Here is a 17,342-nt window from a genome sequence, read left to right as displayed (position 1 = left end):
TGATCGAATCGGACACCCGAGGCGCGCCGCGGCCGAAGAGTTAGCGGCAACGCGCCACACGGCCCCAGCGGCCACATCGTAGGTACTACACACATCGTTGAGCGAATAGTTATGTTAGGAGCAGGAATGGAACAGAGGGTCCTCGGGGGAAGATACCTCCTCAAGGATAAGGTGGGGACAGGCGGCATGGCGACCGTCTACCGTGCACAGGACCAGGTCCTCGACCGCACGGTAGCCGTCAAGATCATGCTGCCGCAGTATGCTGGCGACGCAACCTTCGCCGCACGCTTTAAGCAGGAGGCCCAGGCAGCAGCCGGTCTCTCCTCCCCCTATATCGTGGGCGTCTACGATTGGGGCAAGGACGGCGACACCTATTACATCGTCATGGAGTACCTGCGCGGTACCGACCTTAAGAGCGGCATCAAGAGCCACGGCGCCCTCGACCCCAAGAAGGTCGCCCAGATCGGCTCGCAGATCAGCTCCGCGCTTTCGGTCGCTCACAAGCACGAGATCATCCACCGCGACATTAAGCCGCAGAACATCATGGTGCTGCCCGACGGCAACATCAAGGTGATGGACTTTGGCATCGCGCGCGCCAAGAACAGCCACCTCACGCAAGACAACAACGTGCTGGGAACCGCCCACTACGTCAGCCCCGAGCAGACCCGTGGTCAGGACCTCGGCCCCACCTCGGATATCTACTCGCTGGGCGTCGTGATGTATGAGTGCGCCACCGGCCGCGTTCCCTTTGACGGTGACGACGCTATCTCGGTCGCACTCAAGCAGGTCAACGAGCTGCCTATTCCGCCGAGCCAGATCAACTCCGGTGTCGACGCCGACCTTGAGCGCATCATCCTCAAGTGCATGGAGAAGGACCCGGCAAACCGCTTCCAGACCGCCGACGAGCTGCGTCAGGTGCTCAACAGCTACCTGTCGGGCCGTGCCGTCAACATCTCGGAGCCCACGCGCATCATCGGTGCCCCCGGTGAGCTGGGCGCCACCAAGACTCGCGAGCTTTCCGATCAGACGCGCGCCATGGTGCGTCCCGTCTCGGGCGTGAGCGGCCAGAATACCGCCCGTAGCTCGGTTTCGGGCTCCACCGGCTCCTACGAGGTCGAAAAGCCCAAATCCAACAAGAACAAGATCATCGCCGCCGTGGTGGCAGCCGTTGCCGTCATCGGTATCGTGGTGGCCTTTGCCACAGGACTCTTTGGCGGCGAGCAGGTCACCGTGCCCGATGTGCTAGGCAAGGACCAGCAGACTGCCGTCGAGCAGATCAAGGAAGCCGGCCTCGAGGTCGGCACCATCGACCAAAGCTACAACGATGATGTCGACGAGAGCAAGGTCGCCGAGCAGACGCCCAACGGCAACACCAAGAAGGCCAAGGGCACCAAGGTGAACCTGGTAATCTCCAAGGGCCCCAAGCCCTCCGAGAAGGTCGAGGTTCCCCGGCTGGTCGGCCTGACCAAGGACCAGGCAGAAGCCGCGCTGGCAAGCGTTGGCCTGAAGGGCAACGCCTCCGAGGAGGCCAACGAGGCCGATGAGGGCCAGGTCTTTGAGCAGGGCACCGAAGCCGGTAAGGAAGTCGAGAAGGGCACGACCATCTCGTACAAGGTCTCCAGCGGTCCTGACACCACCTCCGTCCCCGATCTGACCGACATGACCGAGGCCCAGGCGCGCAACGCCCTCGATATGGCAGGCTTTGGCGTCGACGTGAGCTACCAGGAGAACGATTCGGTTACCGAGGGCACCGTGATTAGCTGGAACCCCAGCGGCAAGCAGAAGCCTGGCGCCACGATTACCGTCGTCATTGCCAAGAAGTCCGGCAAGGCCAGCGTTCCGGGCAACCTGTACGGCAAGAGCATCTCCGCGGCCGTCACCGCGCTCAACAACGCCGGGTTCTACAACATCGCATTCTGCGATCAGAACGGCAACCCCGTGAGCGGCAATGAAAACGCCACCGTTACGGGCGTCTCCCCCACCGGCAAACAGTCCACCGACAGCACGATTACGCTGACGGTTGCACTTTCTGGCTCGGGTTCGGGTTCAGGCACGAGCACGGGCGACGATTCCGGTACGACCAACTAGTCGCAACCCAACCGCTCATTACGGCTCTCGCCGCAAACATATTCGCTCACAGGCGCCCGCTTGCTCCCCCAGCAAGCGGGCGCTTCGTTTTTGACATGGCATGAACCAGAAGAGCCCGGCACCGTGGCGGTGTACCGGGCTCGACAAATCTCTGGTGCCCCCGGGCGGATTCGAACCGTCGACACCCGCTTTAGGAGGTCTTGTATTTCTATTTGAGCTGGTGTTTTATAATTTTATACAACTTCATATAACCGCATGTAAAACGGCATGTTTCAAGAATCGCGAGATATAGGCTTCAAAAACTTTCTACCCTAATTCTACCCAGATACTCTTGCTTGGGTAGATTTTTGGGATTAGGCTAGGGGCAAGCCTTTAAGGGCTTGCCCCTAGCCTAATCCCAAGGAATCCCACCATGAGCACCAAACCACGAGTCGTCGGAAACGGCAGCGTATATCAAGTTAAAGAGGGGGTGTTCCAATACCGCTTCAACCTCGGCAAGGACCCCAAGACTGGCAAATACGCCTACTCATCCAAGAGAACACTGCACTGCGAAGGTGTGAGTAGACGCACACAACAGGCAATGCTCCGCAAAGCCTTGGAAGAATACAAGGAGGAGTTGAACTCCGGTGTCGTCCGTGACAACGGAAACCTCACCGTCGCAAAGTACGCCGAGAACTTCCACAGCCTAAGGGAAGAGGGCTTCAAGAAGTCACCGCTCGCCTATGCCCGTGAGGGCAACTATATTAGCCACATTCAAGAAATGTTCGGCCATATTCGACTTACTGACCTCCACCCTGACGATATACGGCACATCTACGCAAACGCCCGCAAAAAGGGAATGTCCGAAGCCGAGCTACACGGGACACATGTCAAACTGCGACAGATTCTCCAAGACGCCGTAGACAACGAGCTCATCCTTCGTAACCCATGCACGCCAATCAAGCTTCCCAAACCAACTTACAGGGAAAGAACTCCGCTTACGGCAGACGAGGCTTCACGATTTCTGTCTTGCCTCATGGATGAACCACTGTCGGCCAAGGCAACGGGCACCATGCTCTTGCTCCAATGTGGTCTCCGACGCGGCGAAATGCTCGGCTTGACTTGGGGCGACATCGATCTTGGGCAGCGCACGTTGAGCGTGTCGAAGCAGTTCACCAATGACAAGACTCTCCGACCGCCAAAATCGAAGATGAGCCGACGCACCATAGCAATCAACGACTCCCTGGCCTGCTATCTCAGCAAATGGAAGCTGGAACAGCGGGCGCAGCTCAACCGATACACTCTCGATCAGGACGACAAGACGCCTATCGTTAACGGCATAAAGGTCGTCACGATCGAGGATGACATATACGCCACAGTCGTCAACGTAGACGGCCACAACTTCGACCGATGGTTCCGCGACTTCTGCGTCGATAACGGCTTTGGGAGTTACAACAATATCACCAGAAGATTCCAGCGAAACGGCAAAGAGCACGTGAGGGGCACGGGATACAGTGGGCTCGTCCCCCACGCCCTGCGGCACACGCAAGCGACGCTCCTAATCGGAGAAGGCGCAGACGTGAAGACTGTCCAGGCAAGACTTGGACACGCATCTCCAAGTACGACGCTCTCCATCTACTCCCACGCCATCGAGGCAAACGATCGTAAGGCAGCAGATGCCTTCGGCGAGCTCATTTCCCAAGAGAGCAATTCATAAAGGAAGGGCCGAGATATACCCGGCCCTTCCCTTGCTTTGAACATAGATGGACTAATGGCGATAGACCATCGCTCCATATGGAGCTTTATCCTCCCAGGAAAACGATGAGGCGTCGCGAATGGGGAAGACGCCGATTATAGGTGCCTTCGTCCATTCGTCGGTATTCAGAATCGCGCCGTCCTTGTCATAGATCGGCTCGACCTGAGAACTCTGGACATCACGAATCCCCGGCCATTTATCAGCTATTGCGTTAAGCACCTCATCCGTAGGACAGGCTTCCTTTGAGGAAAGATAAACATAGTGCGGAATTGCATCGCTTGCGTTCCGCACTTCAAGGACGAAAGCATAGTCGCATGATGAGGCGTTTGGCTCATTGACCACAGGCCAATCGTCAGGGACAACGAGATACGAGCCACCTCGCAGGTCCACGCGTTTCATTGACGGCCCCTTATCAACAAGGCTGTCTTGCGGAACAAATCGCAGCATATGGTTACGAAGAGCCTTGTAATAAGAGAGCTTGTCATTTAAATCGTCGGCAGCGAGCGACAGGGACTCAGCATCGCCATATCCACTAAGCTCATCCTGAATAGACTTGACCCGCTGCGCACAAAAAGCACTCAGCTCTGCAGCCGCACCCTTGTTGACGCGGAGACAGAGACTCGCGAGAAGGTCGACCACTTCCCCCGGAGTCTTAAACTCTTGCGGATGTTGTTCCTTGAACATGCTGATGTTGTCATCGGTCTGTTCAAGGACGGTCGTCCCAAACTTTCGTTTTTTCGGTTTCCTGGAACGTTCCATTTCATCCTCCAATCGATTTTCATTGCAAGTATAACCCTGTTTTTCGAGGTAAAAGCGCTTATCCGAAACTTTTCAGAATCTTTTCTGAATCTTCAGCGCCTCGATTGCCAGAAGCAGTATCATCGAATTGCACAGATAAGCGAATGCCGGAATGGAGGTGCCCGAAGAAGGCCATAGAAACAAAAAGCCGCCCACCCCTCCCCTCTAGTCGCCAAACTGAGGTGGGGAGGAGTGAGCAGACCAAAGGAGATTCTACCATGGTAGATTCCGCTGTTCCCAAAGCGGGTATCGTACCCGCTTCTCCTCGCGTCGTTCTGGGACGCGAGCGTCTGCTCGGCGTCACCGAGATTCGTGAGTTGACCGGGCTTGGGGAGGTTGCCGCCGCATCGCTCATGAAAGAGAGCGGTCGCTGCCTCAAGCTTCATAGCCGCCTCTTCGTCATCGAGTCCAGCTTTTTTGAGTACCTTCACGAGTTGGAGGTGTCGGATCCGTGCAGCCTGTAGCCAACAGCTCATTCAACGTCGAAGCCGATCAGCTCAAGACCTATATCGAGGAAATGAACGGGCGTAAGCCCATGGCTCATATACGCAGCCTCCCCTCTCTCGACAAGCTCATCGGAGGCGTCGTACCCGGAATCCTGACCATAGTCGGAGCGGCACCCGCTGCCGGCAAGACGACGCTCCTCAAGACCATCTCCGACGACCTCGCATCCCAAGGCGCGCCCACCGTCTTCTATTCCGCGGAACTCCCCGCGTATCGCATCGCCCAGAAGGGCATCACGCGCCTCGGCAATGGAGACTTCAGCCTTTCCGAGGCGACCGGGACCATCCCCGAGAAGAGGGAGGCATTTGAGCACGCCTGCGCCATCTACGCCGAGACCGTAGCACCTAACTCGTGCATCATGGACAGCCAAACGTCCATGGAAGATCTCGGGCGTTGCATCGGTGATTGCATTCACGAACGTGGGCAGCGCCCTGCCGTTTTTGTGGATTACCTTCAGCTCATTGCAGCAACCAATTTCAATGTTCGCGCGGAAGAACGCGTTGTCATCACCGCTTGCGTCCAAGCCCTGGGCAACATCGCCCGGACGTATGACGTCCCCGTTTTCCTGATAAGCAGCGTCGCGCGCGATAAGTACAACGATGCGAACACCGAGCTCAACGTCTTCGCTGGCTCGCAGGGTATCGACTACGGCTCCGACAACGCTCTCTTCCTGCAGGTCGACGGCAGGGACAAGAAGGAGCGGAGGTACAACTCAGAGCTAGATGTTCGTCCCCTGCTCGTTCGCGTCCTTAAGGCACGCTATGGCACGCTTGGGAGCGCCAAGCTCACCTTCGACGCGCCCCATGCCACCTTCTATGACCAGGAGGGCTAGGCCATGCGCGGCAACAGCAAGACTGCGCATATCAACGTCCGAATGACCGAGGAGGAGCGTGCCATCATCATGGCGCGCTCCTCCTCTTTTGACATGGCCCCATCGACGTTCATGCGCGAAGCTGCCCTCCGCATCGGGCAGAAGCCCGTCAAGGTCGCCGACGAGGCGACCTTGCGGCAAATCCTCCACCAGATGAAGAAACAGGGCGGAAACCTCAACCAGGCCGTCCATGCCGCAAACGCCTATGGCGTGGATGCGCAGACGGCCCGACAGCTCACGGAGGCCGTCCGACTGGTGTCGAGCACGGCCTCGCAGCTTTCAAACCTCATCTCCAAGAATCGAGAACTATCATGAAAACCAAGATGCTCACAGCGCTCCTATCATCCCTTTTCCTAGCGATCCTCGCATGCCCCGTACTCGCCGCCCCCATCGACATGCTCGTCGCCGGGTACGGACTCGACGCATCGGCAATTCCCACAACGTTCGACGCGGAGACCGTCCTCGGCTGGTGGCTCTCGGACGGGTTCGTCACCCATCCCCTCGGGGCCTTGTTCGTCTTCCTCCTTGCACTCTGCGCCTGCGCCCTCATCGCCTACTCAAGCGCCCTCAAATCACGAGCCGAGGACGGCGGCGTGCTCGGCGACGCCCACGTCAAGACGGGCCGCGAGGTCGTGAAGGGGTCCATGACATGGGGCGGCTCGACGAACCCCTCGTCGCGCGGGTTCGTCTACGGTTTCACCAAATATCGCGGTAAGCCCTGCTATTTCTACGAGCCGAAGAAGATGATTTTCGTATCAGGGGCCACTGGGTCAGGTAAATCACGCTTCCTCTACCTCCCCTCAATCGACCTGCTCAGCTACGGCGACGCCTCCAACGGCTCCGAGCCCGCGACCCTCGTCGTCTCAGACGTGAAGAACGAGCTCATAGAGCTCACGGGCGATGAGCTTGCCCGTCGTGGCTACCGCGTCCTCCTGCTCGATACGCAGCACCCCTATCGCGGCCAGAGGTTCAACCCGCTCAAGCAGGTTCTCGACCTCCATGCCGAGGGGCGCGACCAGGAGGCCGAGCAGGCGGCGGACGCCATCGCGGAGCTCGTGGTGCAGGATGACGAGAAGGGCAAGGGTTCGCACTGGACGGCATCGGCCAGGGGCCTGCTCTCGGCCCTGGTCCTGCTGGTCTCCATGTCTGACGAGTGTCCCGAGGGATCGAGGCACCTCGCGACCGTCTGCGAGGTCTTGGACCGTGGCACCGAGGCCGAGGGCGACGACCCGGCCGAGCCTCTGAAGGCCGTCTTCCGCTCCCTGCCGAGCGGTCACCCCGCCAAGGGCAGGGCGTCGCAGTTCGTCTCCTCGGGCGGCAACGAGCTCAGGAGCATCCTCTCGACGCTCAAGGTGGCACTCCGCCCGTTCTCGTCCGCGCCGGTTACATGGATGACCTCTGGCTCCGACATCGACCCGCGAACGGTGCTCACGGAGAAGAGTGCCGTCTTCCTCCACGTGCTCGACGAGGGCTCCCCCTACAACTGCATAGCGGCGATATTCCTCTCGCAGCTCTGGGCTTCGGTCCAGGCGGTCGCGGACGTGAACGGCGGAAAACTCCCCCGCCCCGTGCAGATACTCGGCGACGAGTGGGGCAACCTCCCCCGCGTCGAGTGCCTGCCCGCGCTCCTCAGCCTAGGACGCAGCTACGGTTGTTTCTGGGTCGGCGCGACGCAGGACGTATCCCAGCTCAACAAGTACGGCGAGAAAGACGGCCGCAGGAAGATCCTCGCGAACTGCGGCATCAAGGTCGCGATGAAGCTCGCCGAGGAGGAGGACCGCCGGTACTTCACCGAGCTCATCGGCAAGACCACGCGCCACACGCAAGGCACGAGCAACGGCAGGGCCGCGTCAGGCACGTCCTCCTCGACGTCCTACAGCGAGAGCGCCGACGACGTGATACACCCCTGGGAGTGGCGCGACATGGCCCCGGACCGGGACGGGATCATCGTCGTGAAGCACGCGGACAACGGTATGCCCGCATGTCGAGCCGGCGTCTTCCGCTCCCCCGTCACCGACTGCACCAACACGCCCACAAGGGAGCACTTCGACCTCGGGACCCCCGAGCACGAGGCGGAGAACCGTCGCGCCTACCAGCGCCGCCTCGACGAGTCAGCTGCTGGGAAGATGCGCGAGGAGGCCTCGACCTGGTGCCCAAAGTGGCCCGAGCCGGAGAAGAAGAACGGGAGCAAGCCGGGCGGCAAATTCAGCGGGCTCTCGCTCGACTAGGGAGGCGACCATGACGGCGATAAAGCAGACGAGCGTCTGCAGCGAGAAGCACCTCGCGAGACTCAGGGATTACCTCTCCTGGGACCGCGACAAGGCGCTCGCCCACGGCACGCAGAACATTATCGACGATGACCGCTGGTTTCAGGAGATGGCAGACACGAGGGCGGCCATGGGTCACGACAGGCCCGGCAAGGCCGGTGCCAAGTGTACCTACATGCAGCACCAGATACTCGGGTTCCTCCCAGACGAGTGCGACCTCAACGGCGGGAAGATGACGCCGGAGCTGTGCATGCGCTATGCGAGGGAGTACGTGGCCGAGCGCTACCCCAACCAGGAAGTCGTGATGGTGCTGCACCGCGAGCGCTGCCGCGCGGACGCCACCGACCGCTACGCCGTGCACCTCGGCATCAACCGCAGTGATCTGGAAACCGGCCGAAGGCTCGACGAGGGCCCCGCCCGAAAGGCGGCGGCATCACGCGTGAAGACCGTCCGTACCCTGGACGAAAGGTACGGCCTCAGGCAGCTTGAGCGCGGCAAGGCCAACTCGCGCGTCCACGCGAGGCAACCCGGCACGGAAGAGCGCGACATGGCCCGAAAGGGACAGGCCGAGCGCTCGGAGAACGCCCGCGTCCGCGTCGCGGTCGCCCGCCGAATCGAGGAGGTCGGGCGCATGCGCGACTGCCCCGACCGGATGGGCGAGCTTGAGCGGCGGCTCAAGCGGGACGGCATCGAGCTCGCCAGGTCGAAGGGCGGGAGCCTCCAGTACCGCTTCCCCTCGAAGTCTCTCGGGGGCATGAGGAAGGTCAACGGCGGAAGGCTCGGCTTTGCCGTCGACCGCTCGACTGGCATCGCCGTCCGCTTCACGCTGCGCGGGATAGCGACGGCGATGCGGGCGTTCTGGGAGCTTGAGCGCAGGGCGCTGGAGAACCAGAACGGCCGAGACGACTGAGCATTTGGGCCGGGACGCAACAGGCGTCCCGGCCCCTTCTTTTGCCCTTCGGTGAGAGCGACCTCGGAGCGGTTCGCCGTCCCGCCGCAGGCGGGCAAGATGATTCCGTGCAACGGAATCCATATCTTGCCTGCACGGAGCGAGCCGGTTGCCCAAGGCAACGCGAGCCCGGGCAGGTGAGCGCCGGTTGAACCGACGCCGAGGAGACGCGACCCTGGGGGAGCGTCGCACGACGGCGCTCGGCGACCCGGCGCGAGAGGCCCAGCCCGGCGACCACGGCGGAGCGATGGCGACTTCTGGAAGCCATCGAGCGCAGCCGTTCGGCGGGCTGGGCCGGCGTGAGCGGAGGCGGACGAAACGCGACCCTGGGGAGCGTTGCCAGGGAGCCGCAGCGAGAGCGACGCCGTGCGTCGCGGGGGTCCCGCCCATAAGCGGGACCCATCGGCCGCAAGGCCGATTGCCGCGCCTCGGCCCTCTCGACCTGCGCGTCGGGGAGGAGTCGGCAGTAACCTCTCCCCGATCCACAACGGAGACCTAAAGCCGCTCGTACGCCCCCTTCACCAGCTCGCCCATAAGCTGCCTTCGCTTGCCTAGGAACTCCTCGTAATCGAGGTCCTCAAACCCAACAGGCAGGGCATGCTCCTCGCAGTTGCGGCGATACTCGTCCTCCCCCAGCGCGGCGCGATACCTACGAACGTACTCATTCGGGGCATCATCCGAGATGTAGATGTTGTTCTGGTAGTCAACGAGGGTGAAGTTGCCTCGGTTGCTGCGCTGTGAAAGGTAGCCCTTGGCCTTCAGGTAGTTATCTGGGAACAGATGATGCTTGTCCAGAGCCTTTTTGGAACCTGATGAGCCGGTAAGCAGCAGTTGAGAAAGAGGGGCCGTGCTGAACAGCGCCTTGGCACCGAGCACGACCTGAGCCGCGACGAAGCCCCACCAGGTCGGGCCCGTCGCCTCGTTTGCGTCGAGGGAGCTGGGCAGCGTGATGGAGAAATAATCGTCCGTCATGATGGCAGCGAGCCTACGGTCGAAGTACGCCCGGAACTCATCGGCGGTCTCAAGGCGCGAGACGTCGTTAAGCTGCTGCTCGAACTCGGATTCGAAGGACCCCACATAGAGCCCCGTTATGGCTGCGGCGAAATACCAGCGCCGCACGAGCCCGCGCACAGCCAGTGGCTCCATGTCGAACTCATAGCGCCCGATAAGGTAGAACGCATAGCAGAACATGAGCGCGTTGCCCGACCCCACCTGGTCAGAGCAGACGTAGCCCGCCTCCGCCAGCGTGTTGATGAAGGCATGCCAGTTGTTCAAGTCGAGCACGAGATCGAGGGCGCGACCGAACGTGGCAAAGTTCTCGGCCCGCGTCTCGGGCGTCGTTTCCTTTGTCTTGAGATCTCGCCCGCGAAGAATCTGGTAGGCATAACGCAGGCGACCCCTCTTGAACCCCACGCCCACCGTGGCGCGAATGATATGCGTCGGCGAGACGGTCATGAGCGGGTTGTACGAGGTGCCCTTTACGGGCGCATGGCTCATGGCGCAGAACTCCTCTATACGCTCCCTCATGGCAGGTTCGTAGACCGAAAGCAGGGTCATGATGAAGTCATCCTGCTTAAGCGCCTGCCCTTGCGAGTTCACACGCACGAAGATGTCCGATACGGTCTCCTCGTCAGCCGATTCGGAAATCTCCAGCGTCGGCAGAAGATAACGCTCAAGCCCGAGTAATGCGTTGAGCCCGCTCTCGACGGCATCCTCGCCGTCATCGTCGAGTTCGGGTTCTCCCTTTTTGGCATTCGCCTCGTTAAGGCGCTTGATGAACGCCCTGCGATAGGCGCTCAGCTTGTTGTCGTGGTTCGCCGCGAAGGCCTCGGATACGTCCGGCACATAGCGCGAATCCTTCTCGGTCGAGGCGTCGGCATTCTTGAATGAGCGTGCGATGGGGTCGTAGGCGACCTTCACCGTACGCTCCCTGAAGTTCTTGTCTCGCACGGACACGCCGTACAGGGAGCTCAGAAGGGCAGTGAGTCTCTGCTGTCCGTCGATGACAAGGGACTTGGGGACGGCATACACCTTTTGGTTCGAGCCTATGGCAGACTTCTTGCCCGCGTTGTCGCTCGGAGAGTCCCACAGCATCACATAGCCGATAGGGTATCCGCGGAGCATGGAATCAAGCAGGTCGCGGACCTTTTCGTTGCCCCACACGAAGGGTCGTTGCAGGTCGGGCAGACCGATCTTGCCCGTCTGAACGTCCTTCAGGATGTTACCAACCTCCAGCGATATGGGGTTATAGATGGAATTTGGCACTATAGTTCACCGACCTTCTTGGCGTACAGGTTGAAAAGATGGGCGACTATCTTCTCCTCGTCCCCACCGAAGTCGACGCCATAGGCAGCTTCGACAGCAGCGTCGAGCGCCTTATGCGCAGACATCAGCTCGGGGAAGAACGTTTCGTTCTTGGGATCGTACATGTCCGCGAGCGTCGCACCTTCTTGGGCATCCCGGGCGTCGAGCACGGCTTGGGCGCAACGCTCAACTTCTTCGCGTTGGGATTCCGTGGGCTCGGGCCAGACGAAGTTGTTGTAGTCAATACCAGCCGAGTACTGATAATCATCTTTCAGTCTTCCGGTCACGACCCTAACCCATGCATTATGAAATTGGGACTGCAACACCCCATATTGATAGAGAGTTGCATTTGGGATAAGACGAACTTTATTGCTACAAAAGACCTCAGCATCGACGAACCCCATTGGGATGTATCGCCTTCGGCTTGATGAAACCTCTGGTATCAAGATTGAATCTGTATCCGACAGGATTTCAGTTCCAAAATGGGCAGGACACTCTGCAGCCTTAACGGTCTGACTTCTCTTGCTCTTGAGCCGATACCGGCGCACCGCTTCAACCCTTTCCCTGCATTTAGGCAGATTCTTTAGCTCATCCCAATTTGCGTTCCCAAGCCATAAACACCAACGGCTTTTGCCACGGATAAATTCTTGTGATCCAAGCCACTTGTGAAAGAATTTCTCTGCACCAGGTTCAATTTGCAAAAATTCGATTTTCTGCTCATCAGTGAAAAGGTAATTGCCGTCGTCTATAGGCTGGGAGCCTATTCCCATTTCTGGAACATCTGATAATGGCTTACTTCTGCTGTAGACAGAAACGTCCGGAGCGTCTTTAAGATAAGCATTGATTCGGTCCACGGAAATCTGCTCTTCGTCAGAATCGGGCGTTGCGTGATAGAAGAGCGTCTTGGCCCCAACCTCGCGCGAGAAGCCCACGATGACGCAGAACACGTGTGCCTTGTCTGCCGCCTCGTTGTCCCAGCGGAAGGTGTTGTGCGCGAAGTCGATATGGACTCCCAGGTCGTACAGGGGTTTCCAGAGGTTGGCGACCTGCTCCCCCTGGCAGATGGAGTTGGTCGAGACCAGGGCGCAGCGCGTGCGCTTCCCTTGCGTGAACCTCGCGGCCTTCATGTACCAGGCCCCGCAGTAGTCGATGTTGCCCGCGTTCTTCGCGCCATCGAAGACCTCAAGGAGCTCTGCCTTCTGCTCCTTGGATTGGTTGCGAGCACCCAGGAACGGCGGGTTGCCCACAAGATAAGTAAGGTCATCGGGGAACACTTCGGACCAATCGGTCTTGAGGGCGTTGCCCTCATGGAGGTTACTGAGGCTCCTGAGCGGCAGGAAGTCGAAGTCATAACCGACGTATATCTCCTGCGTCTTTCGGAGCATCTGCTCCTCGGTGATCCAAAGGGCGGTCTTGGCGACCGAGACGGCGAAGTCGTTTATCTCGATGCCGTACAGTTGATCGAGAGATACGCGGACGGGGCTGTCCTGCGCAATGACGAGGGACGTCTGCCCCGCGTTGCCGGTCTCCTCGCTGAGCTCGTCCTCGATGATTCGGTTCTCGATGGTACGCAGCTGCCGGTACGCCTCGGTAAGGAAGTTGCCCGAGCCGCACGCGGGGTCACCGATGGTGATGGAGGCAACCTTGTCGTGCAGCCTCGCCAGGGCCTGCTTGCGTTTCGTCGCCGTCCTCTCGCCCTCGGCCTCGTGCAGCTCGTCCCACAGCTCGTCGAGGAAGAGCGGCTTGAGGCAGCGCTCGATGTTCTCCACGCTCGTGTAGTGCATGCCCCCGGCATGGCGGGTCTCGGGGTTCAGCGTCCCCTCGAACACGCCGCCAAAGATGACGCCCGAGATCTCACGCCAATCGAAGTCCTGGGACGCGTCGGTGATGGCCTCGAGAATCTCCGGGGTCATCTGCGGGACGATGATGGAGGAGTCGGCGAACAGACCGCCGTTCACGTACGGGAAGGCCGCGAGGTCCTCGTCCATGTACTCGTCCCGCTTGTCCAGGGGCGTGTCGATCGCCTCGAACAGGTCCACCAGCTTGCGGCGGAGCTTGGCAGGGTCACCCTCGCAGTACCTACCGAACGCCTGGTGCGATTGCAGGAGGTCGGCGTCCTCGGCGTAAAGCAGGAAGATGATTCGGGTGATGAGCACGTTGAGCGAGCGCTGCTCCTCCTGCGCGCGCTCGTCCTTCTCCTCGATGTGGTGGTACTGCTTGGCGAGGGCATCGTAGAGCCTGGAGACGTAGGCCCCGGCCTCGATGGAGAGCTGCTGCTCCTTGTGCAGGCGGCTCGTCTCGTTGGAGGTCAGGAAGGAGAGAAGGTACAGGCTGTCCTGGAGCTCTTCGAGGGAGAACTCCTGCACGGTGTCCTCGGGCCGCTCGTTGTCGAGGTCGTAGAGGCGGAAGATCCCGAAGTTGCACGTCATCACCCAGCGGGGGCGCTCGGAGTACGGCAGGTGCCGCGCGTACCACATGGCCTGCTGGAGCGGCGTCTCCATGCCGCCGTTTCTGGGCTCGGGTTTGTCGAGGTCGATACCCCACGACTTCTGCTCACACAGGAAGTTGTGGTCGGAGACGAACACGTCGATGCGGCGGCCTCTCACCTTCCGCTCGAAGTCGACGAAGCTGTCTATGGTGTTGGACGGGATGCCCAGGACGTTGATGAGCAGATCTACCCAGAACTTTTGCGTGTCCTGTTGCTCGTTGTTGGAGCCCGCGGGGATGGCGGCAAGGCGCTTCTGCCACCGCTTGACGAACTCCTTTGCCTCTTTCTTGCTGGCAGGCATACCGGACCTCCTGCGTCGTTGTCACTTTCGGACAATTTTAAGGGGTAAAAGCCCTCTTCCAAGCGGAAGGGCGAGTTTTCAACGGTCCACGGTGTCGCAGGGTCCCAGGCGAAACCCGAAGACGCCGGGGGCTGTTGGAAACTCGCCCATCTCACAGCAACGTCACCCTAGGTTTTCAACGCTTTCCATGGCCGAAGGGCTTCTTATAAGCCCGTAGGCTGTGGGAAGGGTTGGAAACCGGACTTTGGGCATAGCCCTTCACAAAAAAACTTTCTACCCAAATTCTACCCAACTGACGTTAACGATGCCCTCATATAAGAAAGCAGGTCAGACGATTTATACCGTCTGACCTGCATTTACTTCTGGTGCCCCCGGGCGGATTCGAACCGTCGACACCCGCTTTAGGAGAGCGGTGCTCTATCCCCTGAGCTACGGAGGCATGCTGTACTAGTGTAGCAGATTTACGCCGCTGTAATGCAACGTATAGCCACTCTTCGAAGTTGCGGTGGAACAGCCCTCCGGAAAGTGCGTCCCACTATCCAGGCAAATTCTGGGTCAGACTTTCCCCATGAGACCTCGCTGGGAAACTGTGACCCAGAATTTCGGCTCGAAACGGGACACGGTTTCCCAAACGACCCCGTTCCGGAAACTACATCCCGGAATCGACGCTCGAACTGGGATGCACTTTCCCGATCGAGCCACATGGGAGACTGCGCCCCACTTTGAGGGGGCGCTCTTTAATGACTACTTGCCTTTGTGGAAAAGGTTTTTGATAACGGAGGGGATGCTCTTGGCGCCCTTGGCCGTCACATCGATAAAGTCGGGCGAACGAACGAGCTTGTCCTCGTCAATGTACTTACGCACCGCGCGAAGCGTTTCCTTGTCATTGCGCGTCGAAAACGTAAAGTGGCCATTCTCTTTGGTAAAGATGGCAAAACGCGTAATTTTCTTGGTGCCGCGCAAAACCTCGGCGGCAATATAGTCGACCTCGTCCCACGGGATTTGGATATAATCCTCGGGATTACGCTCGTTATAGTACTCAAACGCCTTATTGCCCACCATCACGTTACCGTGACTGGTAAGCCCCATCAGGCAGGTTGCCGGCGTTGCCAGATCGACCGTGCTGTTCTGAGATTGCGCCATACGCGCCTCGCCCTCCAATAAAAACAATCGGACCGCATCCAGTGTACCCACCGGGTGCGGTCCGTTTCAATGGCTCAAAAGCCCTTGCCTAGCAACTCTCGGTCTTAAGCCGAAGCGTGCTTACATGAAGCCGCAGACGCGACCGATGATGCCGACGGCGAAGAGAGCCAGGATGATGACGATCGGGCTGACCTTCTTCTTGAGGAGCTTGCAGACCAGAAGGGTCAGGCACACGGCGGCAAGGCCGGGGATGAGCTGATCGAGGTTGGCCTGAAGCGTGGTGACCTTCACCGGGTCGAGTGCGTTGGCACCGACAGAGCTGTACATCGTCAATGCCTGCTTGATGCCCTCAGAACCGGCGGGCAGGTTGGCCCAGTCGATATAGGCGCCAGCGGACTGCGTGACCTTGGAGACGACCGGGGTGAAGGAGATGGACACCCAGCGCTCGACCAGGGCGCCGATGATGAACATACCCAGGATGGAAGCACCCTCGGTGACCTTGCCCATCAGACCGCCGGAGAGGTCCTTGGCGATGGAGGAGCCGACCTTGTAGCCAAACTCCTGCGTGTACCACAGGAAGGCGTAACGGATGATGTTCCACGCGAAGAAGAACAGCAGCGGACCGGCGATGCTGCCGGACAGGGCCAGGGAAGCGCCCAGTGCACCCAGAATCGGGCGAAGGGTGAACCAGAAGGCGGGGTCGCCGACGCCGGCGAGCGGGCCCATCATACCGACCTTGACGCCCTGAATGGCGACGTCGTCAATCGGAGCACCGTTGGCGCGCTCCTCCTCGAGGGCGAGGGTAACGCCAATGACGGGGGCGGAAACATAGGGGTGGGTGTTATAGAACTCCAGGTGGCGCTTAAGAGCGGCAATCTGGTCATCCTTGCTGGTGTAGAGCTTCTTGATCGCAGGGATCATTGCGAAGCACCAGCCGCCGTTCTGCATACGCTCGTAGTTCCACGAGCCCTGAAGGAACTGATGACGGAAGCAAACCTTCTTACGGTCAGCCTTGGTGAGCTGAATCTTGTTCTCTGCCATATGTATCACTCCCCTCCTACTCGTAATCGTTCAGAATGTCGCCGAGCGGGTCGCCGGAGCCACCGCCCGTGCCGCCACCCTGCTTGGCCAGATCCTTAAGGCCAAGGTAGATGAGGGCAAGGGAGATGCCGATGAGGCCAAGGGCGATCAGCGTGAGCTGAGGGATGGCAGCAAGGACAAAGCCGAGGATGAAGAACGGCCAGGTCTCCTTGGTGGCCATCATGTTGATGACCATGGCGTAACCGACGGAAGCGACCATGCCGCCGCCGACGGCCATGCCGCCGGACAGCCAGTCGGGCATAGCGTTAAGCGCGTTGGTAACAGCCTCGGCCGGGATAACGCACAGAAGTACTGCCGGGATGGCGATACGAAGGCCCTGCATGAGGATGGCAGCGTACTGCCAGCGCTCGATGCCGGAGAAGTCGCCCTTCTCGGCGCAACCGTCCATGGCGTGAGCGATAGCGGTAGCAATGGTACGGCAGATCATGGTCAGGAACAGACCAGCGACCGACAGCGGGACGGCGACGGCGATGGCCGCGGTAACGGCCTTGGCCGAATCAGTGGCGCCGCCGTTGAGGGCGAGCACCATGATGATCGAAGAAGCGACCGAGGCCAGAGCGGCGTCAGGCGCGACGGCGGCGCCGACGTTAGCCCAGCCAAGGGCCATCATCTGGAGCGAACCGCCCAGGAGGATGCCCTCCTGAAGGTGACCGGTTACGAGACCGATAAGCGTGCATGCCACGAGCGGCTGATGGAACTGGAACTCATCCAGAATGCCTTCCATACCGGCAAGCAACGCGACAATCGCAACAAGCAGAATAGTGATTGCAGACATGTATCGGACCCTCCTTTA

13 protein-coding genes and 1 tRNA gene are annotated in these 17,342 nt (G+C 59.8%); 7 read left to right on the top strand and 7 right to left on the bottom strand.

All coding sequences use genetic code 11. From position 1 onward, the window contains the following. Positions 1-126 precede the first annotated feature (126 nt). Together pknB and ACGHIZ_RS01060 are read left to right on the top strand one after the other, a co-directional pair. Positions 127-2,088: a Stk1 family PASTA domain-containing Ser/Thr kinase gene (gene pknB, locus ACGHIZ_RS01065; protein WP_390448507.1), complete on the top strand. Its 1,962-nt coding sequence runs from the start codon at positions 127-129 to the stop codon at positions 2,086-2,088. 412 nt (positions 2,089-2,500) lie between these two features. Further along, positions 2,501-3,784, top strand: a complete 1,284-nt coding sequence (locus ACGHIZ_RS01060) for a tyrosine-type recombinase/integrase (RefSeq protein WP_390448504.1) — start codon at positions 2,501-2,503, stop codon at positions 3,782-3,784. Between the two features lie 51 nt (positions 3,785-3,835). Here ACGHIZ_RS01060 and ACGHIZ_RS01055 read toward each other — a convergent pair whose 3' ends face one another. Next, complete coding sequence (locus ACGHIZ_RS01055; RefSeq protein ID WP_390448502.1) at positions 3,836-4,582, bottom strand: hypothetical protein; 747 nt, start codon at positions 4,580-4,582, stop codon at positions 3,836-3,838. Positions 4,583-4,839: 257 nt separating this feature from the next. Here ACGHIZ_RS01055 and ACGHIZ_RS01050 point away from each other — a divergent pair, with 257 nt between their 5' ends. From ACGHIZ_RS01050 to ACGHIZ_RS01030, 5 genes are all read left to right on the top strand, one after another. Next, complete coding sequence (locus ACGHIZ_RS01050; protein ID WP_390448499.1) at positions 4,840-5,085, top strand: hypothetical protein; 246 nt, start codon at positions 4,840-4,842, stop codon at positions 5,083-5,085. Continuing rightward, the gene (locus tag ACGHIZ_RS01045; RefSeq protein ID WP_390448496.1) at positions 5,073-5,957 is read left to right on the top strand and encodes a DnaB-like helicase C-terminal domain-containing protein; all 885 of its coding nucleotides are present in this window, start codon (positions 5,073-5,075) and stop codon (positions 5,955-5,957) included. Before ACGHIZ_RS01050 ends, ACGHIZ_RS01045 begins: the two co-directional genes overlap by 13 nt. 42 nt (positions 5,958-5,999) lie before the next feature. Beyond that, the gene (locus ACGHIZ_RS01040; protein ID WP_390448493.1) at positions 6,000-6,311 is read left to right on the top strand and encodes a plasmid mobilization protein; all 312 of its coding nucleotides are present in this window, start codon (positions 6,000-6,002) and stop codon (positions 6,309-6,311) included. A 194-nt stretch (positions 6,312-6,505) separates the two neighbouring features. Further along, on the top strand, positions 6,506-8,224 hold the full coding sequence (locus ACGHIZ_RS01035; RefSeq protein ID WP_390448491.1) for a type IV secretory system conjugative DNA transfer family protein: 1,719 nt from the start codon (positions 6,506-6,508) through the stop codon (positions 8,222-8,224). A 10-nt stretch (positions 8,225-8,234) separates the two neighbouring features. Beyond that, positions 8,235-9,173 carry a relaxase/mobilization nuclease domain-containing protein gene (locus ACGHIZ_RS01030; RefSeq protein ID WP_390448488.1) on the top strand — a complete coding sequence of 313 codons (939 nt, stop codon included), beginning with the start codon at positions 8,235-8,237 and terminating at the stop codon, positions 9,171-9,173. A 534-nt stretch (positions 9,174-9,707) separates the two neighbouring features. On the opposite strand, the gene ACGHIZ_RS01025 is transcribed toward ACGHIZ_RS01030, so the two are convergent. The 6 genes from ACGHIZ_RS01025 to ACGHIZ_RS01000 form a co-directional block, all read right to left on the bottom strand. Then, complete coding sequence (locus ACGHIZ_RS01025; RefSeq protein ID WP_390448485.1) at positions 9,708-11,477, bottom strand: DUF262 domain-containing protein; 1,770 nt, start codon at positions 11,475-11,477, stop codon at positions 9,708-9,710. After that, positions 11,477-14,305, bottom strand: coding sequence for a DNA methyltransferase (locus tag ACGHIZ_RS01020; RefSeq protein ID WP_390448482.1), 2,829 nt, complete (start codon positions 14,303-14,305; stop codon positions 11,477-11,479). The genes ACGHIZ_RS01025 and ACGHIZ_RS01020 overlap by 1 nt, the downstream gene beginning before the upstream one ends. 363 nt (positions 14,306-14,668) lie before the next feature. After that, positions 14,669-14,744 (bottom strand) — tRNA-Arg (locus tag ACGHIZ_RS01015). A 305-nt stretch (positions 14,745-15,049) separates the two neighbouring features. Continuing rightward, positions 15,050-15,448, bottom strand: coding sequence for a DUF956 family protein (locus ACGHIZ_RS01010; RefSeq protein WP_117716162.1), 399 nt, complete (start codon positions 15,446-15,448; stop codon positions 15,050-15,052). Positions 15,449-15,568: 120 nt separating this feature from the next. Further along, positions 15,569-16,489, bottom strand: coding sequence for a PTS system mannose/fructose/sorbose family transporter subunit IID (locus ACGHIZ_RS01005; protein WP_117564942.1), 921 nt, complete (start codon positions 16,487-16,489; stop codon positions 15,569-15,571). Between the two features lie 16 nt (positions 16,490-16,505). Beyond that, positions 16,506-17,324, bottom strand: a complete 819-nt coding sequence (locus ACGHIZ_RS01000) for a PTS mannose/fructose/sorbose transporter subunit IIC (protein WP_035136637.1) — start codon at positions 17,322-17,324, stop codon at positions 16,506-16,508. Positions 17,325-17,342 lie beyond the last annotated feature (18 nt).

Origin of the sequence: Collinsella sp. i05-0019-G5, from assembly GCF_042851345.1 — a bacterium.
In the GTDB taxonomy this organism is placed as follows: domain Bacteria; phylum Actinomycetota; class Coriobacteriia; order Coriobacteriales; family Coriobacteriaceae; genus Collinsella.
The sequence above is the reverse complement of the archived record's forward strand: the minus strand, read 5'-3'. Positions and strand labels throughout refer to the sequence as shown.